This window comes from Flavobacterium sp. UMI-01, from assembly GCF_019656315.1.
GTDB lineage: Bacteria > Bacteroidota > Bacteroidia > Flavobacteriales > Flavobacteriaceae > Flavobacterium.
This window is the reverse complement of sequence record NZ_BPLU01000019.1, coordinates 300352-320923: the sequence shown is the minus strand read 5'-3', so window position 1 is coordinate 320923 and position 20572 is coordinate 300352. Positions and strand designations below refer to the sequence as shown.

Below are 20572 nucleotides of genomic sequence, written 5' to 3'. Positions count from 1 at the left end.
TTTTAATAATTCCAGATAGGATTCCACGCTAATTTGTTTTTAGCAAATATCTATATTTTTATTAAATCCTCCCCAAGTTTTGTTCCTGATCCTTTTTTTGTTTTAAATGGAATAGGGATATAAAAAAAGCCATCACTAGGATGGCTTTGATTTTTTTAGAATAAAATTCTGATTAGTGAGCAGCAGGAGCTTCAGCAGCAGGAGCCTCAGCAGCAGCAGAATCAACAGCTACAGCAGCAGTATCAACAGCAACAGTATCAACAGCAACAGCAGTTGAATCAACAGCTACAGCCTCTTCAGCAGGAGCCTCAGCTTTTTTACAAGATACAACAGTTAAAACAGCAACTACAGCTAAACTTAAAAATACTTTTTTCATCTTACTTTAATATAAAAGGTTAATTATTAATTCGAGGCAAAGATATAAAATTTTTGATATGTAAAATATATTTTCATTTTTTTTTTAAAATATTATTAGAATTTTTTGGATTTAGCTTGGTTTTAATACTCAAATGCCTTGTTTAGAGGGCTTAATACCTTCATTTCATGTGGATTCTATTTCTTGGTTTAGAAAGGAAATATGAGTAAAATAGGTTGGTGGTAAAGGTGATTTGGTTGGTTAGATTTAAGTTGAGGCATTTGCAATGGATAGGGTGTTTTTAAGGTAGTTAATAAGGTTGATTCATATAGAAAATTGCTATTGGCAAACAAATACAACTTAAATAGTTTTGGATTTAATTTCTCGATAGTAAGAAGTAGGTTTCCAAGTGATGTTTAATGAATGGTATTCCAATTGTGGTTTATGGTGTTAAGAATACAAGTAGTAGCCCCTTGGTTGTTAGTTATGAATTGACGGCAAATACTTCCTTTCTCTTTTCGTGCCTCTGTATCGATAATGAGATTGTCAAATTGCTTTTTGAGTTCAGTGGAGTTGTGGATAACAAGGCATCCTTTTAAGTTAACCAACGCTATTGCCTCGGCAAAATGACTGTAGTTTTTCCCAATAACAATGGGGACACCAAAGGTAGCAGGCTCCAAAATATTATGAACACCAGGATTACCAAACCCGCCTCCTACATAAGCGATGTCGGCATAACTGTAGATTTTAGTAAGTATCCCAATTGTGTCTATTATGAATACTTCGTATTGTGACAAATCATGATTGTTCTTTTCAGAAAAAAGGATTACTTTTTTAGTAATGGATTGTTGTAATTGTTGTATTTGTTCTGGTTTAATATTGTGAGGCGCAATAATAAATTTTACTTTTTGTGTCGTTGTATTGATGTAGTCAATTAATAGTTCTTCGTCTTTTGGCCAAGAGCTTCCAATTACGATAGTGGTAGTGTTGTTTTTGAATTCTGCAATATAATCTAATGTGTTGTCTTTTTTTACAATAGTTGCCACCCGGTCAAATCGTGTGTCTCCTGATACGAATACATTATTTTTGCCCAATCGTAGAACTAATTGTTTGGAGGATTCGTTTTGAACAAAAAAATAGGTAAAAGCTTCCAATGCCTTTCTGTAAAAACCGCCATACCATTTAAAAAATAATTGGTTTTCTCTGAAAATACCCGAAATTAAATAGGTTGTAGTGTTTCTTTTTTTTAATTCCTTTAGATAATTAATCCAAAATTCATATTTGATAAAAAATACTACCTCAGGATGTGCTAAGTCAAGAAATTGTTTTGCATTGGATACGCTATCTAAAGGGAGGTATAGGGTAAGGTCTGCGATAGTGTTGTTTTTTCTAACTTCATACCCCGAAGGGGAAAAGAAGGTTAAAATGATTTTATGTGAAGGATAGCGTTCTTTTATTTTTTCCATTACAGGTAAACCTTGTTCGTATTCGCCTAAGGAGGCTGCATGGAACCAAATGGTTTTATCTGTGGGTTTTATTTTTTGAGTGAGCGTTTCGAAAACTGTTTTTCTTCCGTCAACAAAGAGTTTCATTTTAGGACTAAAAAACGTTGTTATTTTTAGAAACAACGAGGCAATTGTAAGTGTGATATTGTATAGAAAATGCATCAGTTTGTTTTTTGGGGCTAAAATACATTTTCTTTAGTTTAAAAACATTGGTTTAAAATCAATAATACCTATTTTTGTTGTCGTTTTAGGAGCGTTTGAATGTTTTTTGCTTTAAAAAACAAGCTCGCGTTCTAATTTATAAATCAAATGGAAATGAAGAAAATTCAAATGGTTGACTTAAAAGGTCAATACGATAAAATAGCTGCCACTGTAAATACTTCTATTCAGGAAGTTTTGGATACTACCACTTATATCAATGGTCCTCAAGTACATCAGTTTCAAAAAAATCTCGAAACCTATTTAGGCGTAAAACATGTAATTCCTTGTGCTAATGGAACGGATGCCTTACAAATTGCAATGATGGGGTTGGGGTTGCAACCTGGGGACGAAGTGATTACTGCTGATTTTACTTTTGCTGCTACTGTTGAGGTCATTGCACTATTACAGTTGACTCCTGTTTTAGTCGATGTCGATTTGGAAAATATGAATATTTCCTTGGAGCGAATTAAGGCCGCGATTACACCCAAAACAAAAGCGATTGTTCCTGTTCATTTGTTTGGTCGCGCCGCTAATATGGAGGCAATAATGGAGTTGGCAACTGCACATAATCTCTTTGTGATTGAAGATAATGCACAAGCTATTGGAGCTGATTTTGTTTCAAGTGTAGGTGTGAGTTCAAAACTTGGAACTATAGGACATGTAGGTGCTACCTCTTTCTTTCCATCAAAAAATTTAGGTTGCTATGGCGATGGTGGGGCAATTTTTACCAATGATGATGCTTTGGCACATACCATCAGGGGGATCGTTAATCACGGAATGTATGAGCGCTATCATCATGATGTAGTAGGGGTTAATTCTCGTTTGGATAGTGTTCAAGCCGCTGTTTTAAATGCCAAATTGCCTTTATTGAACGATTATAATCAAGCACGACGTACAGCAGCAGCAAAATATAATGCAGCTTTAGCGGGGCATGTAAATATTGTAACCCCAAGTTTTGATAACGAAAAAAATAATCATGTTTTTCATCAATATACCTTACGTATCTTAAATGCAGATCGAAATGGATTGATGCAGCATCTGTTAGACAAGGGCATTCCGTGTGCGATTTATTATCCGATTCCGTTGCATTCGCAAAAAGCCTATAGGGATGTTCGTTATAAGGAAGAAGATTTTCCAATAACCAATCAATTGGTAAAAGAAGTGATTTCGTTGCCAATGCACACCGAATTGGATGATGAACAAATCCAATTTATTACCGATAGTGTATTGGAATTTTTGAAATAAATCCACTACTTATATATAGAAAATGCCTCGTGAAATTTACGAGGCATTTTTTATTTTTTTAGAAATTGAATGGTTTTGTTAGTTTTATTTTTGTCTACTATTTGGATGAAATAATTACCAGTTTTGAGAGTAGAAACATCGATTTGTTCTGTTTTTATTTCTCCCAATTTAATGGTCTTTCCGTTAATATCAATTATTTTATATTGATTAAAACTTTTTGAAATAGCTTCTGTAAAAGATAATTTGTCATCAACAGGATTTGGGAAAACAGCTATAGTAGTCATTGTGTTTTTAGAGTCATCTAAGCCCAAATTGGTTAGTTCTTCGATGCTGAAATCTGCAAAAAGGAGGTTTTCGTCTTTCATAGTGGAAGGCGATGCAATGCTTCTATATATTCCCCATTTGGGTCTTGCAAAAGTATTGTCAGCTCTAATAGTAACATGAGTGTTGTTGTTGTAGGTGGCGATAGTTGTATTGTCGCTTAATTTTTTTATAATAATGTTGTAAGCACTGGCTGAGGCCGAACCATAAGTGATGGTTTCGGTTATTTCTACCCATTGATTTTCAAACAATGATAGGTCTAAATTTAGGAGTTTATTAGCAGATGAGCTTGCAGGAGGGTAATAATTAAGTTCTAATTTGCTTATTGCAGAAGGGGATGATTTGCGTAGCGTTATTGCAAATATGGGATGTGAATCGTCTCCACCTACAGCCTTTATTTGATGAATATGGGTGAAGTTAGAAGTAGGTATAAATCCTGATGGAATTTTGAGTTTCCACTTGTAGCGTACCGTTTCACCTGAAATTCCTTTTAAATTGGCAGGTGAGGAGGCGTGGGTCTTAATTTCTAAACGTTGTCTATCAGTCGAATTGGTAGAAGTGTCGTTATCTTCGTTGAGATGAATTGTAAAATTGAAAACATGTTTGTTTAATATTGCATCAAAAATTTCGGTAATGTGTTTGCCAAAACTTTTGTGCGTAGCAGTATTGTCTCCATCTAAATCTGGTGTTTCAATGGAGTTAGGTCCAAATGTATTGTTAATTAAAGTGTAGGTGTCAACGCCTTCAGGTCCATCAGCAGAAAGAACAGTTTGTCCGTAATTAAAAAAAGGACTTGTAAATAGGGTGCTGTATAAAAGGATAAAGTAAAAATTGCTTTTCATGAGGCGTTAATTAATTAGGTTGATGTCAGTTAAAAACTGAATAATAGCGTGGTTGATTTCCGAATTTTTTTCTTTATCAAATTTTCCGTGAAGACCACCTGCAACCGTTATGAATTGAGATTTTACACCACATTGTTGGAGTTTTTTGTACAAATCAACTGATTGTTGGTATGGAACAATGGGATCAGCATCACCATGTACAATAAAGGTTGGCGGACTATTTTTGTTTACGTGAGTAATAGGAGAAACTGATTTGATAAAAGCGTCATCAGTAATTTTGCTTCCTAGCCATTGTAAAGCCGATTTGCTTTTTTGTTTTCCAAATGACCAGTCCCATAAATCAGTAATGCCATATTTGTCAATAATAGCAGCGACCTTTACATTGCTAACTCCTTTACAATTGCTGTCAAATCGGGAGTCGTTAGCGAGTAATCCGCCCATTAATGCTAGATGTCCACCTGCACTACCACCCATAATTACAATTTTGTCTGGGTCGATATTCAATTCTTTAGCGTGCTGGATTAAATAAATAATCAGGCATCTAGTGTCTTCTACAGCCGCAGGTGCAGGGGCTTGTTGCGATAATCGATATGCCATATTGGCTACAGCAAAACCAACTTTGAAAAAAGTATTGAAGCTTGTTTGTGATTCTTTTGTTCCTTTGTTCCAACCACCACCGTGAATGTTTATGACTACAGGTGTTGGTTTACTGGCTGTAGGGTTAAAATATAAGTCGGTACGCCCTTCCCAGTTCCCAACTTTGGTGTAAACAACATCAATTTTGGAATTATAATTTGCTGGAAAATCAACAGGTTTATAGGCAGGTGCTTCCTGAGCGAACATGCTTATGGTGAGAAGTACTGTGTGAAATAATATAAATAGTCTTTTCATAAGCTGGGTTTTTGGATTTCCAAATTGGTAAACCAAATATACTGCGTTTTTTGGTAAAAATCTAAAGTATGGTTGCTTAATCACCATTTGAGAAGTTAAAATAAAAAAATCCCCACAAGCTATTGCCTGTGAGGATGGTAAGTAAATTGTGTACCGTCTTGAAATAACGATACACAAAAAGCATCGTTATGGAATTAAAAACTAATTAAGCATTTGCTGTAGCAGCTTCCTTATTGATTTTTCCAATTAATCCAGTCAACACTTTTCCTGGGCCTACTTCGGTAAACAAAGTTGCGCCATCAGCAATCATTTGTTGTACCGACTGTGTCCATTTTACTGGAGCAGTCAATTGGATGATTAAGTTTTTCTTGATTTCGTTAGCATCTGAAACAGCGTTTGCAGTAACATTTTGGTACACAGGGCAAATTGGAGTGGAGAAAGTAGTCGCTTCAATAGCTGCTGCTAATTCTTCACGTGCTGGTTCCATCATAGGGGAATGGAAAGCGCCACCTACAGGCAATAACAAAGCACGTTTAGCTCCTGCTTCTTTCATTTTTTCACAAGCCAATTCAACCGCTTTAAATTCTCCAGAAATTACTAATTGTCCAGGGCAGTTGTAATTAGCAGCAACAACAACTCCGTCAATGGATGCGCAAACTTCCTCGACAACGTTGTCGGCTAAACCTAATACGGCAGCCATTGTTGATGGAGTGATTTCGCACGCTTTTTGCATCGCAAGTGCTCTTTGTGAAACTAATTTTAATCCGTCTTCAAATGACAAAGCTCCATTGGCTACCAAAGCTGAAAACTCTCCTAATGAGTGTCCCGCTACCATTTCGGGTTTGAAATTTTCGAGCGTTTTAGCCAAGATAACCGAGTGTAAAAAAACCGCTGGTTGTGTTACTTTGGTTTCTTTTAACTCTTCTGCGGTTCCTTCAAACATGATATCTGTAATGCGGAAGCCTAATATTTCGTTTGCTTTTTCAAATAAATCTTTGGCCAAAGCCGAGTTTTCGTATAAGTCTTTACCCATACCTGTGAATTGTGCGCCTTGTCCTGGAAATACGTATGCCTTCATATTTTTTTATTTAAAGATTTTTTAGGTGAAGATTGAAAAACAACTTCAATCGGAGGGCAAAAATAATACTTTTTACTATAATGCCATTTGTATCCCTATTTTCTTTGAAACGATTTGAACTATTTGTTCTTATAAAAAGACAAGGCTCCCGAGGGACATTTGTTCACAGTATCAATTATTTTCTCAGTAGTGGAAGCATCCATTGTAATCCAAGGTTGCTCTTTTGGTCTAAAAACATCGGGATTGTTACGAACACAGTTGCCTGAATGAATGCATTTTCCAGCTTGCCATACTACGGTTACTTCTCCGTTAGTATATTCTTTTTTGAGGTCTTTTGGTTCCATAACTAATAATTTTAATTGGTGAATACAATTGAATTCCATTCGGGGTGCTTATCAAAATACGCTTTTGCAAAAGGACAAAGTGGAAGAATTTTTAGAGCGCTTTCTTGGGCAAATGCAATCGCGTTCGAAAGTAATAATTTTCCCAAACCTTGTCCTTTGTATTCTGAATCCACCTCTGTATGAAGAATGATGATTTTTGTTGCGCCAGAAAAACGAAACGTCATTTGTGCTACAGTTTTTCCATTATTATTAATTTCAAAAGCGCCATTATGTTTGTTCTTGTCAATCTGTGTTGTAACGTCCATAAGCTATTTTTAAATTGTCATCGGGATGTCCATAATTAAAAATTTAGCATCCGTTTTTGCACTGATGGTGATTGATTCAAAATCGGTTATTCCGATGGCGTCTCTGCGGTTTAATTCCTGTCCGTCAACATTAAGAGTTCCTGAAATTACGATAAGATAAACACCATTTCCATCTTTTTTAACTGTGTAGTTTTTGCTGTAATCAGCATCAAAATCAGCCAGATAAAACCACGCGTCTTGATGAATCCAAACGCCTTCATCTTCTGGTTTTGGGGATAAAATTTGGGCGAAGTCATTTTTTTGTTTGCTCGCATCCAGCGAGATTTGTTGGTAACGTGGAGTTACGTTTTGTGTTTTTGGGAACAACCAGATTTGGAATAATTTGGTTGGTTGGTCAGCATTAGGATTGAATTCAGAATGTTGAATCCCTGACCCAGCACTCATTACCTGGATATCGCCACTTTTGATGATGGACGAATTACCCATGCTGTCTTTGTGTGCCAAATCACCTTCAAACGGAATGGTGATAATTTCCATATTGTTATGAGGATGCGTACCAAATCCCATGCCTGCGGCAATCGTATCATCATTCAAAACACGCAGTGTACCAAACTGAATTCGATCGGGATGGTACCAATTGGCGAAACTAAAACTGTGATAAGCGTTTAACCAGCCGTGGTCTGCGTGTCCTCTTGTGTCTGCGGTATGTACTACTTTTGTTGCCATAACTATAAATTTAGTGATTATTATAATACAAATTTACAATTGAAGCTACGGTTTAGCACTTAACCTAGATTAAGAAGTGTTCAGTTTTGAAGATTCGGAACTAGTATTCAGTAAACAGAGGAGGAGTGTTCAGCCTTGGAACATAATGAAGGAATACTGTATTTTCTTTTGCGACTGCCTACCAAACAACTGAACACTGATCACTTTTTCAATATTCGGGATTTCATTTTACTAAAAAATTCTGGGGTCACGCCAATAAAAGATGCAATTTGTTTTTGAGGGATTTTGTATTGTAGGTCTTGGTATTTGGCTTGGAATTTTTCAAAACGTTCTTCGGCAGATAAACTTAAATTATCCATCAAACGTTCCTGATTGGCAACCAGAGAATTTTCGATTAAGATTCTGAAAAAGCGTTCTAGTTTTGGGATTTCGCGGTATAAAATTTCTTGGTTTTCTTTCGAAAGAATAACTACTTCGGCATCTTCTAATACTTCGATAAAAAGGTTTCCAGGCTTTTGAGAAAGCAAACTGTACATGTCACTAATCCACCAGCCCGAACAGGCAAAACTCATAATATGTTCGACAATATTATCGTTAATACTAAAACTTCGCAAAATCCCTGAATAGACAAAATAAGAATTCTTGCAAACTGTTCCGCTTTGTTGCAATATTGTTTTGGCTTTAAATTTTTTGACTTCAATTTTTGACAATAACAGTGCTTGCTCTTCAGGTGACAGCGTAATTTGTTTGGCAATATTTTCGAGAATTAACGACATGAAATAAGGTTTCTATCGCTAAGATAGTCGTTTTTAGGGACTTTTTTAAGCGGAATACCCTTTGAACAAATAAATCCATAATAATCTAGAAAAGCGAATATTAAAAGAAGCCATTACTACGATGACCACCGCAATGATAGGAATAATTCGTATATCAAAAGTTTCTTTAAAGAAAATTTGTGCAATGCCGTATGTTGCAATAGATTGTGCTACTGTTAAGCCATAATTCATGTACATTGCTCCAAAAAAATAACCGGGCTCTTTTTCAAATTTAAAATGACAATGAGAACAATGTGAATGCATTGTAGGGAACCCAAGTTTTAAAAAAGGTTTTTTTTCATTGAAAACAGAACCTTTATGACAATTAGGACATTTGTTTTTGAAGAGGTGATATAGAGTGTCTATCATTTCGATTATTTTTAGCAAAGGTATTTTTTATCTATATGTATTTTGTTTTCTATATTCGCTATTTATAGCACAATAAAGACATTTTTGAATAATGAAAAAATATCCAGTTTATTCGATTCAGAATTTTGACTGCAATTCAGTACACAGTGATTTGTATGTGAATACATTTAAAAATCATTTGTTGAGTCATAGTTTTATAGAAAAGCCACATCGACATGATTTCTATGTTTTAGTCTTTTTTACTTCAGGTACAGGAACTCATGTGGTCGATTTTGACCATTTTATAATTCAGTCAGGTAGTGTTTTTGTGTTGCAACCTGGGCAAATGCATCATTGGTGTTTGACTGAAAATACAGATGGGTATATTGTGTTTTTTTCAAAAGAAATCTACAACCTGTATTTTGGACAAAAAGGGATTGACGATTATCCGTTTTATTCCAAAGTGAATAGTTCACCTGAAATCGTTTTGGATAAAGAAGACTTAAAAGTGATTATTCCTTTTTTTGACGCCTTGATAGCGGAAAGTAATCAGAATCAATTACTACAACGCGATAAAATAATGAATTTGTTAGATATTATTCATATTGAATTGGCTAGGAAATATGCGAGTGCTTTTAAGAATGAAGTTCACTCTTATAATAGAAAGTTAACTCTTTTTGCTATTCTTTTGGAGCAAAAATATAAAACAGAAAAAGCCCCTTTTTATTATGCGGAACAACTTCACATTAGTTTGAAACATTTGAATAGAATTACGAAAGAAGTTCTTAATAAAACAACTACTCAGGTTATTACTGATAGAGTGATACTAGAAGCGAAACGTATGTTGATGGAGAAACAATTTTCAGTTAACGAAATCGCTATAACTTTAGGCTACGATGATTGCTCTTATTTTTCTAGGTTGTTCAAGAAAAATACGGGAATGACAGCTACTGAATTTAGGACACAAAAAGTATAAAAAAAAGAAACCGATACTATATAATAAGCATCGGTTTAGTATTTTAATGAAAATGGTCTTCTTCAATTTCAAATTCGGCATCTTTTTCCCAGATTTCCATTTCACAAGGTTTACAGTTGAATTTGAGTTTGTATTCCAATTCGCCTTGTTTTAATACCAAGGGCTCTTTGACTTTTTTGTCCATGTTTTCACGATGGTATTTTGGGCATCTTTCTAATTCGTATTTGATGCAATATTTGGTTGTCATCACACGCGATTTTCCTGGATCCCATTGCAGTTCGAATGCTTTTTCGATTTCGGTTACACCGTGGCGTTCGTAGAATTTTCGAGCCAATTTATTAGACACATTGTACATGAAATCCAATTTGGTTTCTGGGTAAGGATGGTCTGTTTTGACCAATTGGTGTTCTTCACGTTTGTAGTTTGCCAAACGTATTTCCGACAATTGTTCGTAAACCGTTCTACGCATTTCGTTGATTTTCGAAATCGGTAAAAACCAGTTATCCGAGAACATGATTGTGATTTCGTCTGCTTTATAGGGAGTGAATCCTGTTTTGCCTAATTGAGTTTTGATATTTTCCTCAATCGAAAGTCCGTTTTTGGTTTGCTCTTTGGCGTGAGCCAAAGTTACGGTACTTACATAGCCGTCTTCATCCGTAGCGATGAGTTCAAAACCATTTTCGTTTTCGGTCAATAACAAGGTTGTACTAATTTTGCGTACCGCACTGTCTTCACGTTCAACGATTTTGATGAAAGCAGCATCGTTGTTGCGGTAAATAAATGTTCCAGGTTTTATTTCTTTCAAGACATTTGGATACGCCAAACCGTTTTCGACTTTGTTTACGTAAATTCCGTCGGCTTCGTTTTCTTCGTTGATGTAGCAAAGACCGTCTCCATTGTTTAGTAATGCTCCATTTTCAATTTGGTAAGCTCCTCCAACAGTTTGAATGAGTTTTCCAATATATTGTCCTTTTGATTTTGGACTTTCCCAAGAACCAATAGCTTGGTGTCTTTCGTTAACAAAATAATCCGTATAACCACGGTTAAAGCTTTTGTTTAATGCCGAATCAAAGGTGTAGGTGCAGGTTCCTGAAGAAGCTTTAGCGTATTTTTCACTTCCTTCGTTTTCAAGAAAAGCATCTAGTTTTTTACGTAAATACGACACATTGTTTTTTACATAAACCACATCTTTCAAGCGGCCTTCAATTTTGAAAGAGCAAACCCCTGCTTCAATTAAACTCGGAAGTTGGTCTGAAACATCCAAATCTTTTATCGAAAGCAAATGGGAGTTTTTGATCAAAGTATCGCCATTACCATCAATTAAGTTATACGGCAAACGGCAGTTTTGCGCACAAGAACCACGATTAGCCGAGCGCTCTCCATTGGCCACGCTCATATAGCAGTTTCCGCTAAAAGAAACGCACAAAGCTCCAGTAACAAAGAATTCTAATTCTACATCAGCAGTGTCGGCAATTTCTTTGATTTGGTGTAAGTTCAACTCACGAGCTAGAACCACACGTTTCATTCCTGCATCTTTCAAAAACTTGATTTTATGTGGGTCGCGGTTGTTCGCCTGTGTACTAGCGTGAAGTACGATAGGAGGTAAGTCCATTTCCATAATCGCCATATCTTGTACGATTAAAGCATCAACACCAATATCGTACAATTTCCAAATCATCTGTCGACAGGTTTCCAATTCGTTGTCGTATAATATCGTATTGATAACTACAAAAACCTGTGCATGATACAAATGAGCGTATTTTACTAATTCCGCTACATCTTCAATAGAATTGTGAGCGTTTGAACGAGCTCCAAATTGAGGGGCGCCAATATAAACGGCATCGGCACCTGCGTTGATGGCTGCCATTCCATGAATCAAATCTTTGGCAGGAGCTAGTATCTCTATTTTCTTCTTCATCTGTTTAGGGATGGTAATTTGTTAATTTCTAAAACCTTAGCTTTTTTGGAGTAGTGTCCAAAAAGTTTGCAAAGGTCTGATAAATTATCCAAGATTTCTAATTAAAAATGGATTTTTTGAATGAAATGAAAATGATAATTCACACGCTAGTTGTGAAAACAAAAAACGGTTTAATAGTAAGTTCCGTTGGGTTGTTGGAGATTTATTAATTCTCTTTATTGGCCAATTGTCCGCAAGCAGCATCAATGTCTTTCCCTCGGCTACGTCTTACTTTTACCACTATTCCTATGTTTTCTAAACCTTTTATGTAAGCATTAATTGCTTCTTCTGATGCTTGTTGAAATTCACCGTCATCAATAGGGTTGTATTCAATTAGATTGACTTTGCAAGGAACATATTTGCAAAATTTCACCAATGCTTCTACTGATTCCTTGTTGTCATTGATTCCTTTCCACACTACATATTCATAAGAAACTTTTGATTTGGTTTTGCGATACCAATATTCTAAGGCTTCTCGTAATTCAGATAAAGGAAAATTAGAGCTAAAAGGCATGATGCGTGCTCTTATTTCGTCAATTGCAGAGTGTAAGGATACCGCTAATTTGAATTTTACTTCATCGTCAGCGAGTTTCTTGATCATTTTAGGAATTCCAGAAGTGGATACGGTAATGCGTTTTGGGGACATACCTAAGCCTTCTTCAGAAGTTATCATTTCTATGGCTTTGAGGACATTGTTGTAATTCATCAAAGGCTCACCCATTCCCATAAAGACAATATTTGAAAGGGGGTGGTTGTAATAGAGTTTGCTTTCTCGGTCTATGGCAATTACTTGGTCGTAAATTTCAGCTGGCTCAAGGTTTCGCATCCTTTTTAAGCGAGCAGTGGCACAAAAATTACAGTCTAAACTACAACCTACTTGACTAGAGACGCATGCAGTAGTACGAGTTTCGGTTGGAATTAAAACAGATTCTACTACTAATCCGTCGTGTAATCTTACGGCATTTTTTACGGTTCCGTCTTCTGAACGTTGCATATTGTCAACCTTAATGTGATTGATTACAAAATGCACTTTTAACATGGCTCTAGTTTCTTTGGATACATTAGTCATGTCTTCAAAACTATGTGCTCCTTTGCTCCATAGCCATTCATACACTTGATTTCCGCGAAATGATTTGTCGCCATTAGCGACAAAAAACGCACGCAGTTCGTCTTTGCTTAAAGCCCGTATGTCTTTTTTTTCTATTTGCATACTGCAAATTTAATGACTATTTATCGAATTGTTGTTTTGATATTTTAATAACTTTGGAACAAATTGATTCTAAAAAAACGCCCTATGCATTTTCTATCACAAGACTTAGAAGATTATATTGAACAACACTCAGAAAAAGAGCCCGCTTTGTTAGCAGCATTAAACAAAGAAACTTACCAAAAAATACTGCTGCCTAGAATGTTAAGTGGTCATTTTCAGGGGCGTGTTTTGAGTATGTTGTCCAAATTGATTCGTCCGGTAAATATTCTTGAAATCGGGACTTATACAGGGTATTCGGCATTGTGTTTGTGTGAGGGTATGCAGGAAAATGGAGTTTTACATACGATTGATATTAAGGAAGAATTGGTTGATTTTCAACGCAAACATTTTGATAAGTCACCTTGGGGTGCACAAATAATCCAACATCTTGGGGAGGCTGCGGCGATTATCCCAACACTTGAAGAAAAATTTGATTTGGTTTTTATTGATGCTGATAAAGAAAATTATATCAATTATTTTGAGATGATTTTGCCTAAGATGAACAAAGGAGGTGTCATTCTTTCAGATAATGTGTTGTGGAGTGGAAAAGTGTTGGAGGAAATTCATCCTAATGATGTAAGTACTCAAATATTGGTGCAATACAATCAATTATTGCGTGACGACCCTAGAGTGGAAACGGTTTTGCTGCCCATACGTGACGGCTTAACGGTGAGTAGGGTGTTGTAGCAATAAAAAAAACAGAAAGTGTGTTGTGAAATTTGTATTAATCTTAATCGTGTTGTTGCTCTGAATCCTTAGCCCAGACCGTAATGAAAATCCTTAGTGTCAAAAATGGAATTTTTTTCTTGCCAGAAAAGAGCGACTGCAAGAAGCTCCTTTTATGGTGTAGAAAAAACCATTTTTTTGACACTAAGATTGTAATGTAGGGCTGGAAAATGCTCCAAATAATTATCGAACAGGGAAATATTTTTCTTGAATTAAGGTGTAGATTTTATAAAATCCATAACCTGATAGGAGCCCGAATAAAAATCCGCAAAGGATGTCCAAAGGGTAGTGTAAGCCTAGGTAGATCCTGCTATAAGCAAAAATAAATGACCATATAAAAATCAGGTAGGCATGCGTGTAATGTTTTTTTAAGACTTGAAATAAAAACATCATTGTAGCCATGCTATTGGCGGCATGACCTGAGAAAAAACTAAATGACTGACTTGATTTTACGACCCGTATGGTGGTGTTGATGTTGGGGTTACTACAAGGACGTAACCTTTCAAAACTGTACTTGAATAAATTTGTGATTTGGTCTGTCCAAGCGATTAATACGGCTACAAACAACAACAGATAAAGAGTTTGTTTGGGGCCTATTTTTTTGTAAATAAGGTATAAAAAGAACAAAAATAAAGGAGTCCAATGGCTTTGTTTGGTGATAAATAACCAAAGTGCATCGTATTGCTCAGAACCCAAACCGTTAAGGAAAATCAGTAGTTGGGTGTCTAATGAGAGGATTTTTTCAATCATTACATTTGACGCTTTATTGGGCCAGAAACCTCTTCGATGTCTTCTTTGATTTTGTTGGCTTGAGTTACGGTATCTCCAAAGATGTCTTCAGTAGCTTTATTGATTTGAGAATTGATGTTTCCGGACATTTCGGTCAACGACTTTGTGTCAATTCCCTGATTTTCTGCTCCTTTTTGGATTTCGTTTTTGATGTCGTTTGTTGCATTTTTAACTTGTGCAATTGTCTTGCCTAATGTGCGTGCAATTTCAGGTACTTTGTCTGCACCAAAAAGCATTAACACGATAAACATGATAAAAAGTATTTCTCCTCCGCCTATGCCAAACATAATTATTCTGTTTTAAACCACAAAGATATCATTTTTTGATTCCTTGTCTTTTAATTTTTTCATAAAAAAAATGTTGTAGGGAGTGGCACATTGGGGTTTAATTGGCGATGATGCGTTTGAATTCTTTGTTTTTATTGGTGAGGAAATCTAATAATTGAAATTCTAATGCAGGATTCATGTAGGTTCTGGACTTAGAATCATTTTCGCAATAAACAAGAAATAATTTTATTTCGTGGTCTTTTAGTTGTAACGTATTTGCTAAAAAAGAATAATCTACATGGGTGATAACATAGTCTGAAAAGGTGGTGTCTTTGTAAAAATCTTTTTTTTCTGGATATTCCGTTTTTAGGGTCTTTAATACACCTTTAAATATTTTTACAAAATCCATTCCTTTCTCAATACTGCCGTCTGAGGGCATAACAGTGTTTTTTGGAGAGGATTGGGTGTCATCAAAGTATTGTAAATCAACGATTTTTTGCGTGTTGCCGCTTATGGGGTTTATTTGTTTTTTGGATAAAATGACAATTTCAGCTAGTTCATTAGTAAAAACATCCAAAGGCACAATTAATTGGTTTTTTATAAAATCTTTTTCAGTTAAAACCACTCTTTTGGATTTAAATACCAAGCTCGAAAAAACCAATGTGTCATTTATGCTGGCTCTGATTTCAAAAGAGCCAAATGCGTTAACATTTACTCCTGAATGGTCTTTAGTGTTGAATACAATAACGTCTTCAACTGGAATTAAGTTGTTTTTGACTTGGCCTTTGATAAGTTTGCTTTGTTTTATTTGAGCAAAACAAAACGGTGTGATTGATAAAAGTAGTAGGGTTGCTATTTTAGTCTTCATTTGTTTTTGTTTTAATATGAAAAGTTAGGTGACTTTGATGTTGTATTATTGGAGTAAAAGGACATTGCATAAAGTTACGAGTTTAATGCTAAAAATGAAAACAAATCCTACTTAGTTTTGTTTGAGTTATGTAAATGATTTTTTTCTAAATTTTAGTGAACAACCAGGATGTGGGCTGTTGTTGTTTCTGTATTTTTGAATTTTATCTGCTTTATGAGGAATGCCTTGAAAGTAAATTGTAATTTACAAAAGATGATTCTTGTATGAGATGATTTTTTAAATGCTAAAATATAATACATGAAAAATGTGATAATTGCCAGTACTTCTACTTTGCATCGTGAAAAGCCACTGGATTATTTGAGTTCAGCAATCAAAGCGTTGTTTAAGGGGTGCGATGAAATTTTGTTTATTCCTTATGCAAGGCCTAGTGGAATTACACATGAGGAATACACGGAAAAGATGGTTGCGATATTTGGGGAATGGGGAATTGGTGTGAAAGGAATTCATGAATTTGAAAATCCGATAAAGGCATTGCAGGAAGCTTCAGGGATTTTTACTGGGGGAGGGAATACTTTTTTATTGGTTTCTCAATTGTATGCGAACAAAATTATGGCAACCCTATCTGAGGTTGTGAAAAAGGGTACGCCCTATTTAGGAACTAGTGCAGGAAGTAATATTTGTGGATTGACCATGCAAACCACAAATGATATGCCTATTGTTTATCCACCGAGTTTTCAAACTTTGGGTGTTGTGCCTTTTAATATAAATCCACATTTTCAAGATGCAGATCTGTCATCTACTCACATGGGGGAAACTAGAGAAACAAGAATTCATGAATTTCATGCCTTTAATGCAATTCCTGTGTTAGGATTGCGGGAAGGGAGCTGGTTGGAGGTGAATAATAATGCGATTGTGTTAAGGGGAAATTTGTTTGCGCGTCTTTTTCAAAAAGGAAAACAAGCAGAAGAAGTGGCAAGTGGTACAGATTTGACTTTTTTGAAATAAAAAAAAACCGCCATTATATTAATAAAGACGGTTTTTATTGAAGAGCGGAAGACGAGGCTCGAACTCGCGACAACCAGCTTGGAAGGCTGGAGCTCTACCAACTGAGCTACTTCCGCAAAAAAAAATATGTTAACAGTAGTACTGCTCTAAGAGCGGAAGACGAGGCTCGAACTCGCGACAACCAGCTTGGAAGGCTGGAGCTCTACCAACTGAGCTACTTCCGCATTACTGGCGCAAAGATATACAATAAGTTCAATTTGAAACAAATTTTTTTTAATGTTTTTAATAAAAAAATAATGCCTGATGCTAACCTTTTTAAAATTAAAATGTTAGCTTTAGTCTTTTTTTGTTTTTTCTATTTTAGGGTCAATTCTTAAAGTAAAAAATGGAAGTGTTAAGAGATTAAATGCGACATTATTTCTTCGTTGTTTGAAGGGTGATAAATAAACAAGCAAGATTTGTCTTTTATGGTTTCAATTATTTTATTAGTCAATTCGACTGGAATTGCGGGACAGCCTAGGCTTCTTCCTAGTCTCTTGTTGTTTTTTATAAACGAATTAGAAACATAATTAGCACCATGTATAACTACTGCTCTTTGTCGTGCATTGTCGTTTAGGCCTTTTTCTAGTCCGTCTAAGCGAAGTGATTTTCCGTGTTTTCCGATGTATTCCTCGCCAGTGACATAAAATCCTAAACTGCTTTTGAAAGATTCGGCTGTATTGGAAAAGCTAGTTGCAAATTCTTCCCCTGAGTTTCTTCCGTGGGCTACTAAGGAATTGAATAAGACGGTGTTGTTCTCTAAATCAATTACCCAAAGACGTTGCGTATTGGATGAAAGACTAAAGTCAATTAGGGTGAGAATGTTTTTTTGGATTAATCCTTTTTCTTTTAAAAGGTAAAAACCATTTAAGGCTTTGGCAAAAATTGGGAAGTTGGGTAGATCAAATTGGTTTGACTGCAAACTTTCATAAACCCTTTCTTCGTTTGATACGGGATTAATAGAGGCTGTTTTTTTAGGATTAATTTTGGTAGCCTCTTTAGCTTTAATAAAAAATAAACTCCCAATTGGTAATAGGAAAAACAGTAAAAAAAGACGAACGGTAAACTTACAACGCATTGATATAGATTGAATTACAAAATAGAAATGGGATGGCAAATATAAAATATGTTTTCTGATATAACAAACCTATTGCAGTTGTAAATGAATAATTAACAACTTTTTACGTAATTAGTACTATAAAAACTACAGACTTGCATTATATTTGCCATTAGTTAAAATTATGTTATTTTTGTTTGAACAAGGCTACTTTTATGACGCATAAACACCTCTTATTATTGATTATTTGCTGGGTCATAAACAGCAGTGTTTATAGTCAAAAGAAAACACTTCAATCTAAGTTGTTGACTTCGGACATTTCTATAGATGGCAGAATCAATGAGAATGCTTGGTTTAAAAATAGCTCTGTAGCAACTGACTTTGTCATGTATGAGCCTGATAATGGTAAGCCTATCTCGAATGAAAAACGAACTGAAGTAAAGGTTTTACATGATAATACGGCCATATACATTGCGGCCGTTCTATATGATGATGAACCTCATAAAATATTGAGAGAAGTTACTAATCGAGATGTTTTTGGTGCATCAGATCATTTTTCAGTTTTTATTAATGGGTTTAATGATGGGCAACAAGACTATCGTTTTTATGTAAGTGCTGCTGGTGTACAGATGGATTGTCTTGCTACTAAAGATGCCGAAGATTTTACTTGGGATGCTATTTGGGAAAGCAAAGTAAGAATTGCCAGTTTTGGATGGGTTGTCGAGATGAAAATCCCGTATGCAGCATTGCGATTTACTGATACCCAAAAACAAATTTGGGGTGTTAATTTTATGCGTGAAATAAAACGCAATGTTCAAAAATATACTTGGAATTTTATCGATACACGAGTAGGGAATGTGACCAATCAAGCAGGGGTGTTAGAGGGGATTAATGATATTTCGCCTCCTACACGACTATTCTTAATTCCGTACACTTCGGCTTATTACCAACAAGATAAAACTACTTCTGACAGGACAGTGAAAGCGGGGTTGGATATCAAGTATGGTATTAATGCCTCATTTACACTTGATGCTATTTTGATACCCGATTTTGGACAAACAAAATTTGATAATTCCATACTGAATCTTGATCCTTTTGAGCAAAATTTAACTGAAAACAGACCTTTTTTCACAGAAGGTACCAATTTGTTCAGTAAGGGAAATATATTTTATTCCCGAAGAATTGGAGGTAGTCCTGTGGTGGAAAAAGAAACCTTAGAGGGCGAGTTGAATACTAATGAAGAAATTACGAATTATCCTAGTAGTGTGGATTTAATTAATGCTATCAAAATTTCAGGTAGAACCAAAAAAGGATTGGGTATAGGGGTGTTGAACGCAGTAACTGAAAAAACTGTGGCTAAGATTAGTAACAAAGTAACAAATGAAAATCGGGAGAGTGTAATTCAGCCGTTGACTAATTACAATATAGTGGTGTTAGATCAACGTTTTAGGCAAAATTCGTCTGTAACCTTTTTGAATACCAATACTATGCGAAATGGTGCTTTTAGAGATGCCAATGTTTCAGCCTTGTTGTTCGATTTGAACACAAAAGAAAACACCTATAATTTATACGGTGATTTTAAATATAGTACTACTCAAGATGTTGAAAATTTGAACGGAATAAAATCACAGCTTGGTTTTGCAAAAACAAGTGGGCAATATCGATATGCTTTTTTGTCTAAATACGTTTCTAAAGATTATGATTCAAATGATTTAGGACTTCTGTATTTTACCAATTACCATAGTGGGTATGCAGAAGGAAGTTACAGGATTATCAATCCCACTCGCGTGTTCAACACTTTTAAAATAAAAGAGTCTGTAAATGTAGAGTTGGATAACCCCTCTGGTAAATTGCAAAATGCTACCTTAGAAACCGAGTTGAAAGCGACTAATTTAAAGAATGATTACTATGAATTCATTTTGGACATTAATCCCATGAAAACCTATGATTTTTATGAGCCTAGAGTAGTAGGGAGGTATTCTTATATTCCAGCAAATATTTTTTGGCTTTTTAATTATAGTTCTAATGAAAATAGGCCTTTTTCAATTGTACTTCAGCCTTCAACTACATTTTATAAGGAAAAAAATCGCATCAACTACTGGTTTTATTCGGTTCTTAAATACCGTTTCAATACTAGATTGTCTTTGTCCCTTACGTCAGAATACCAAGGGAGAATCAACGACCGAGGTTGGGCGGCTTTTGATAACAATGATATTGTTTACAGCAAAAGAAAACGCCAATTTGTTCAAAATGACCTTATAGGGAAATACGCGATTAATAATAGAATGACATTGAATTTAACGGCTCGTTACTATTGGTCATATTCGGATATTGACGAATTTTCAACTTTGCAGAATAACGGCGAACTTACACCTAATACCAGTTTTTCGATGAACAAAAATCGAAATTTCAACTCTTGGAATTTTGATTTGTCTTATTCTTGGTGGTTTGCTCCAGGTAGTGAAATATCTGTTCTTTATCGTAACTATACTCAATTAGATAGCAATAATGTTGAGCGTAATTTTAGCACTAATTTTAATAATGTTTTTAAAGGGAATATGACGGATATTTTTTCTGTTAGATTGCGTTATTTTATTGATTATAATTCTATTTCCAAATAATCAGGTTGTATTCTGCAACAAAACGCTATAACTTTGTTAGCCC

Annotated in this window: 21 protein-coding genes and 2 tRNA genes; 5 read left to right on the top strand and 18 right to left on the bottom strand. The window is 35.2% G+C overall.

Going from position 1 to position 20572, the window contains the following annotated elements; genetic code table 11:
• Window positions 1-172: 172 nt before the first annotated feature.
• Both K5R64_RS08800 and K5R64_RS08795 read right to left on the bottom strand, forming a co-directional pair.
• Entirely contained in the window at window positions 173-376 is a 204-nt protein-coding gene (locus K5R64_RS08800; protein ID WP_220762720.1) for a hypothetical protein, read from the bottom strand.
• A 395-nt stretch (window positions 377-771) separates the two neighbouring features.
• Window positions 772-2022, bottom strand: coding sequence for a 3-deoxy-D-manno-octulosonic acid transferase (locus K5R64_RS08795; RefSeq protein ID WP_220762718.1), 1251 nt, complete (start codon window positions 2020-2022; stop codon window positions 772-774).
• A gap of 153 nt (window positions 2023-2175) precedes the next feature.
• Between K5R64_RS08795 and K5R64_RS08790 the strand changes: the two genes are divergently transcribed.
• Window positions 2176-3306 carry a DegT/DnrJ/EryC1/StrS aminotransferase family protein gene (locus tag K5R64_RS08790; protein ID WP_220762715.1) on the top strand — a complete coding sequence of 377 codons (1131 nt, stop codon included), beginning with the start codon at window positions 2176-2178 and terminating at the stop codon, window positions 3304-3306.
• A 50-nt stretch (window positions 3307-3356) separates the two neighbouring features.
• On the opposite strand, the gene K5R64_RS08785 is transcribed toward K5R64_RS08790, so the two are convergent.
• The 8 genes from K5R64_RS08785 to K5R64_RS08750 form a co-directional block, all read right to left on the bottom strand.
• Window positions 3357-4469, bottom strand: a complete 1113-nt coding sequence (locus tag K5R64_RS08785; RefSeq protein WP_220762714.1) for a T9SS type A sorting domain-containing protein — start codon at window positions 4467-4469, stop codon at window positions 3357-3359.
• Window positions 4470-4475: 6 nt separating this feature from the next.
• Window positions 4476-5360: an alpha/beta hydrolase gene (locus tag K5R64_RS08780; RefSeq protein WP_220762712.1), complete on the bottom strand. Its 885-nt coding sequence runs from the start codon at window positions 5358-5360 to the stop codon at window positions 4476-4478.
• A 205-nt stretch (window positions 5361-5565) separates the two neighbouring features.
• On the bottom strand, window positions 5566-6438 hold the full coding sequence (gene fabD / locus K5R64_RS08775) for an ACP S-malonyltransferase (protein ID WP_220762710.1): 873 nt from the start codon (window positions 6436-6438) through the stop codon (window positions 5566-5568).
• A gap of 119 nt (window positions 6439-6557) precedes the next feature.
• Window positions 6558-6782, bottom strand: coding sequence for a (4Fe-4S)-binding protein (locus K5R64_RS08770; protein ID WP_220762708.1), 225 nt, complete (start codon window positions 6780-6782; stop codon window positions 6558-6560).
• An 11-nt stretch (window positions 6783-6793) separates the two neighbouring features.
• The gene (locus K5R64_RS08765) at window positions 6794-7087 is read right to left on the bottom strand and encodes a GNAT family N-acetyltransferase (protein WP_220762706.1); all 294 of its coding nucleotides are present in this window, start codon (window positions 7085-7087) and stop codon (window positions 6794-6796) included.
• 9 nt (window positions 7088-7096) lie between these two features.
• Window positions 7097-7813, bottom strand: coding sequence for a pirin family protein (locus tag K5R64_RS08760; protein WP_220762704.1), 717 nt, complete (start codon window positions 7811-7813; stop codon window positions 7097-7099).
• 200 nt (window positions 7814-8013) lie between these two features.
• Window positions 8014-8589: a Crp/Fnr family transcriptional regulator gene (locus tag K5R64_RS08755; protein ID WP_220762702.1), complete on the bottom strand. Its 576-nt coding sequence runs from the start codon at window positions 8587-8589 to the stop codon at window positions 8014-8016.
• Window positions 8590-8634: 45 nt separating this feature from the next.
• Window positions 8635-8997, bottom strand: coding sequence for a DUF983 domain-containing protein (locus K5R64_RS08750; protein ID WP_220762700.1), 363 nt, complete (start codon window positions 8995-8997; stop codon window positions 8635-8637).
• Between the two features lie 91 nt (window positions 8998-9088).
• Between K5R64_RS08750 and K5R64_RS08745 the strand changes: the two genes are divergently transcribed.
• On the top strand, window positions 9089-9952 hold the full coding sequence (locus K5R64_RS08745; RefSeq protein WP_220762699.1) for a helix-turn-helix transcriptional regulator: 864 nt from the start codon (window positions 9089-9091) through the stop codon (window positions 9950-9952).
• A 43-nt stretch (window positions 9953-9995) separates the two neighbouring features.
• Here K5R64_RS08745 and K5R64_RS08740 read toward each other — a convergent pair whose 3' ends face one another.
• Window positions 9996-11870, bottom strand: a complete 1875-nt coding sequence (locus tag K5R64_RS08740) for a U32 family peptidase (RefSeq protein WP_220762698.1) — start codon at window positions 11868-11870, stop codon at window positions 9996-9998.
• Between the two features lie 205 nt (window positions 11871-12075).
• The gene (rlmN, locus tag K5R64_RS08735) at window positions 12076-13119 is read right to left on the bottom strand and encodes a 23S rRNA (adenine(2503)-C(2))-methyltransferase RlmN (protein ID WP_220762697.1); all 1044 of its coding nucleotides are present in this window, start codon (window positions 13117-13119) and stop codon (window positions 12076-12078) included.
• An 84-nt stretch (window positions 13120-13203) separates the two neighbouring features.
• Here rlmN and K5R64_RS08730 point away from each other — a divergent pair, with 84 nt between their 5' ends.
• Window positions 13204-13845, top strand: coding sequence for an O-methyltransferase (locus tag K5R64_RS08730; RefSeq protein WP_220762696.1), 642 nt, complete (start codon window positions 13204-13206; stop codon window positions 13843-13845).
• 222 nt (window positions 13846-14067) lie between these two features.
• On the opposite strand, the gene K5R64_RS08725 is transcribed toward K5R64_RS08730, so the two are convergent.
• The 3 genes from K5R64_RS08725 to K5R64_RS08715 all read right to left on the bottom strand — a co-directional run bounded on the left by K5R64_RS08725 (window position 14068) and on the right by K5R64_RS08715 (window position 15807).
• Window positions 14068-14634, bottom strand: coding sequence for a phosphatase PAP2 family protein (locus tag K5R64_RS08725; RefSeq protein WP_220762695.1), 567 nt, complete (start codon window positions 14632-14634; stop codon window positions 14068-14070).
• On the bottom strand, window positions 14634-14960 hold the full coding sequence (locus K5R64_RS08720) for a twin-arginine translocase TatA/TatE family subunit (RefSeq protein WP_220762694.1): 327 nt from the start codon (window positions 14958-14960) through the stop codon (window positions 14634-14636). The genes K5R64_RS08725 and K5R64_RS08720 overlap by 1 nt, the downstream gene beginning before the upstream one ends.
• Before the next feature lie 97 nt (window positions 14961-15057).
• Window positions 15058-15807 (bottom strand): hypothetical protein, encoded by a 750-nt coding sequence (locus K5R64_RS08715; RefSeq protein WP_220762692.1) that lies wholly within the window; start codon window positions 15805-15807, stop codon window positions 15058-15060.
• 297 nt (window positions 15808-16104) lie between these two features.
• Between K5R64_RS08715 and pepE the strand changes: the two genes are divergently transcribed.
• A complete protein-coding gene (gene pepE / locus K5R64_RS08710; protein ID WP_220762690.1) occupies window positions 16105-16812 on the top strand; it encodes a dipeptidase PepE in 708 nt (235 codons plus the stop codon).
• Between the two features lie 43 nt (window positions 16813-16855).
• Here the strand turns inward: pepE and K5R64_RS08705 are convergent.
• The 3 genes from K5R64_RS08705 to K5R64_RS08695 form a co-directional block, all read right to left on the bottom strand.
• A tRNA-Gly gene (locus tag K5R64_RS08705) sits at window positions 16856-16928 on the bottom strand.
• Between the two features lie 35 nt (window positions 16929-16963).
• Window positions 16964-17036, bottom strand: a tRNA-Gly gene (locus tag K5R64_RS08700).
• 170 nt (window positions 17037-17206) lie between these two features.
• On the bottom strand, window positions 17207-17929 hold the full coding sequence (locus K5R64_RS08695) for a murein L,D-transpeptidase catalytic domain family protein (RefSeq protein ID WP_220762689.1): 723 nt from the start codon (window positions 17927-17929) through the stop codon (window positions 17207-17209).
• Between the two features lie 194 nt (window positions 17930-18123).
• Between K5R64_RS08695 and K5R64_RS08690 the strand changes: the two genes are divergently transcribed.
• Window positions 18124-20529 carry a DUF5916 domain-containing protein gene (locus K5R64_RS08690; protein WP_220762686.1) on the top strand — a complete coding sequence of 802 codons (2406 nt, stop codon included), beginning with the start codon at window positions 18124-18126 and terminating at the stop codon, window positions 20527-20529.
• The last annotated feature ends 43 nt before the right edge of the window (window positions 20530-20572 follow it).

Excerpts from the sequence above, each read along its gene's own strand:
- K5R64_RS08800 (WP_220762720.1), bottom strand. The coding sequence starts at position 376 with ATGAAAAAAGTATTTTTAAGTTTAGCTGTAGTTGCTGTTTTAACTGTT.
- K5R64_RS08795 (WP_220762718.1), bottom strand. The coding sequence starts at position 2,022 with ATGCATTTTCTATACAATATCACACTTACAATTGCCTCGTTGTTTCTA.
- K5R64_RS08790 (WP_220762715.1), top strand. The coding sequence starts at position 2,176 with ATGAAGAAAATTCAAATGGTTGACTTAAAAGGTCAATACGATAAAATA.
- K5R64_RS08785 (WP_220762714.1), bottom strand. The coding sequence starts at position 4,469 with ATGAAAAGCAATTTTTACTTTATCCTTTTATACAGCACCCTATTTACA.
- K5R64_RS08780 (WP_220762712.1), bottom strand. The coding sequence starts at position 5,360 with ATGAAAAGACTATTTATATTATTTCACACAGTACTTCTCACCATAAGC.
- fabD (WP_220762710.1), bottom strand. The coding sequence starts at position 6,438 with ATGAAGGCATACGTATTTCCAGGACAAGGCGCACAATTCACAGGTATG.
- K5R64_RS08770 (WP_220762708.1), bottom strand. The coding sequence starts at position 6,782 with ATGGAACCAAAAGACCTCAAAAAAGAATATACTAACGGAGAAGTAACC.
- K5R64_RS08765 (WP_220762706.1), bottom strand. The coding sequence starts at position 7,087 with ATGGACGTTACAACACAGATTGACAAGAACAAACATAATGGCGCTTTT.
- K5R64_RS08760 (WP_220762704.1), bottom strand. The coding sequence starts at position 7,813 with ATGGCAACAAAAGTAGTACATACCGCAGACACAAGAGGACACGCAGAC.
- K5R64_RS08755 (WP_220762702.1), bottom strand. The coding sequence starts at position 8,589 with ATGTCGTTAATTCTCGAAAATATTGCCAAACAAATTACGCTGTCACCT.
- K5R64_RS08750 (WP_220762700.1), bottom strand. The coding sequence starts at position 8,997 with ATGATAGACACTCTATATCACCTCTTCAAAAACAAATGTCCTAATTGT.
- K5R64_RS08745 (WP_220762699.1), top strand. The coding sequence starts at position 9,089 with ATGAAAAAATATCCAGTTTATTCGATTCAGAATTTTGACTGCAATTCA.
- K5R64_RS08740 (WP_220762698.1), bottom strand. The coding sequence starts at position 11,870 with ATGAAGAAGAAAATAGAGATACTAGCTCCTGCCAAAGATTTGATTCAT.
- rlmN (WP_220762697.1), bottom strand. The coding sequence starts at position 13,119 with ATGCAAATAGAAAAAAAAGACATACGGGCTTTAAGCAAAGACGAACTG.
- K5R64_RS08730 (WP_220762696.1), top strand. The coding sequence starts at position 13,204 with ATGCATTTTCTATCACAAGACTTAGAAGATTATATTGAACAACACTCA.
- K5R64_RS08725 (WP_220762695.1), bottom strand. The coding sequence starts at position 14,634 with ATGATTGAAAAAATCCTCTCATTAGACACCCAACTACTGATTTTCCTT.
- K5R64_RS08720 (WP_220762694.1), bottom strand. The coding sequence starts at position 14,960 with ATGTTTGGCATAGGCGGAGGAGAAATACTTTTTATCATGTTTATCGTG.
- K5R64_RS08715 (WP_220762692.1), bottom strand. The coding sequence starts at position 15,807 with ATGAAGACTAAAATAGCAACCCTACTACTTTTATCAATCACACCGTTT.
- pepE (WP_220762690.1), top strand. The coding sequence starts at position 16,105 with ATGAAAAATGTGATAATTGCCAGTACTTCTACTTTGCATCGTGAAAAG.
- K5R64_RS08695 (WP_220762689.1), bottom strand. The coding sequence starts at position 17,929 with ATGCGTTGTAAGTTTACCGTTCGTCTTTTTTTACTGTTTTTCCTATTA.
- K5R64_RS08690 (WP_220762686.1), top strand. The coding sequence starts at position 18,124 with ATGACGCATAAACACCTCTTATTATTGATTATTTGCTGGGTCATAAAC.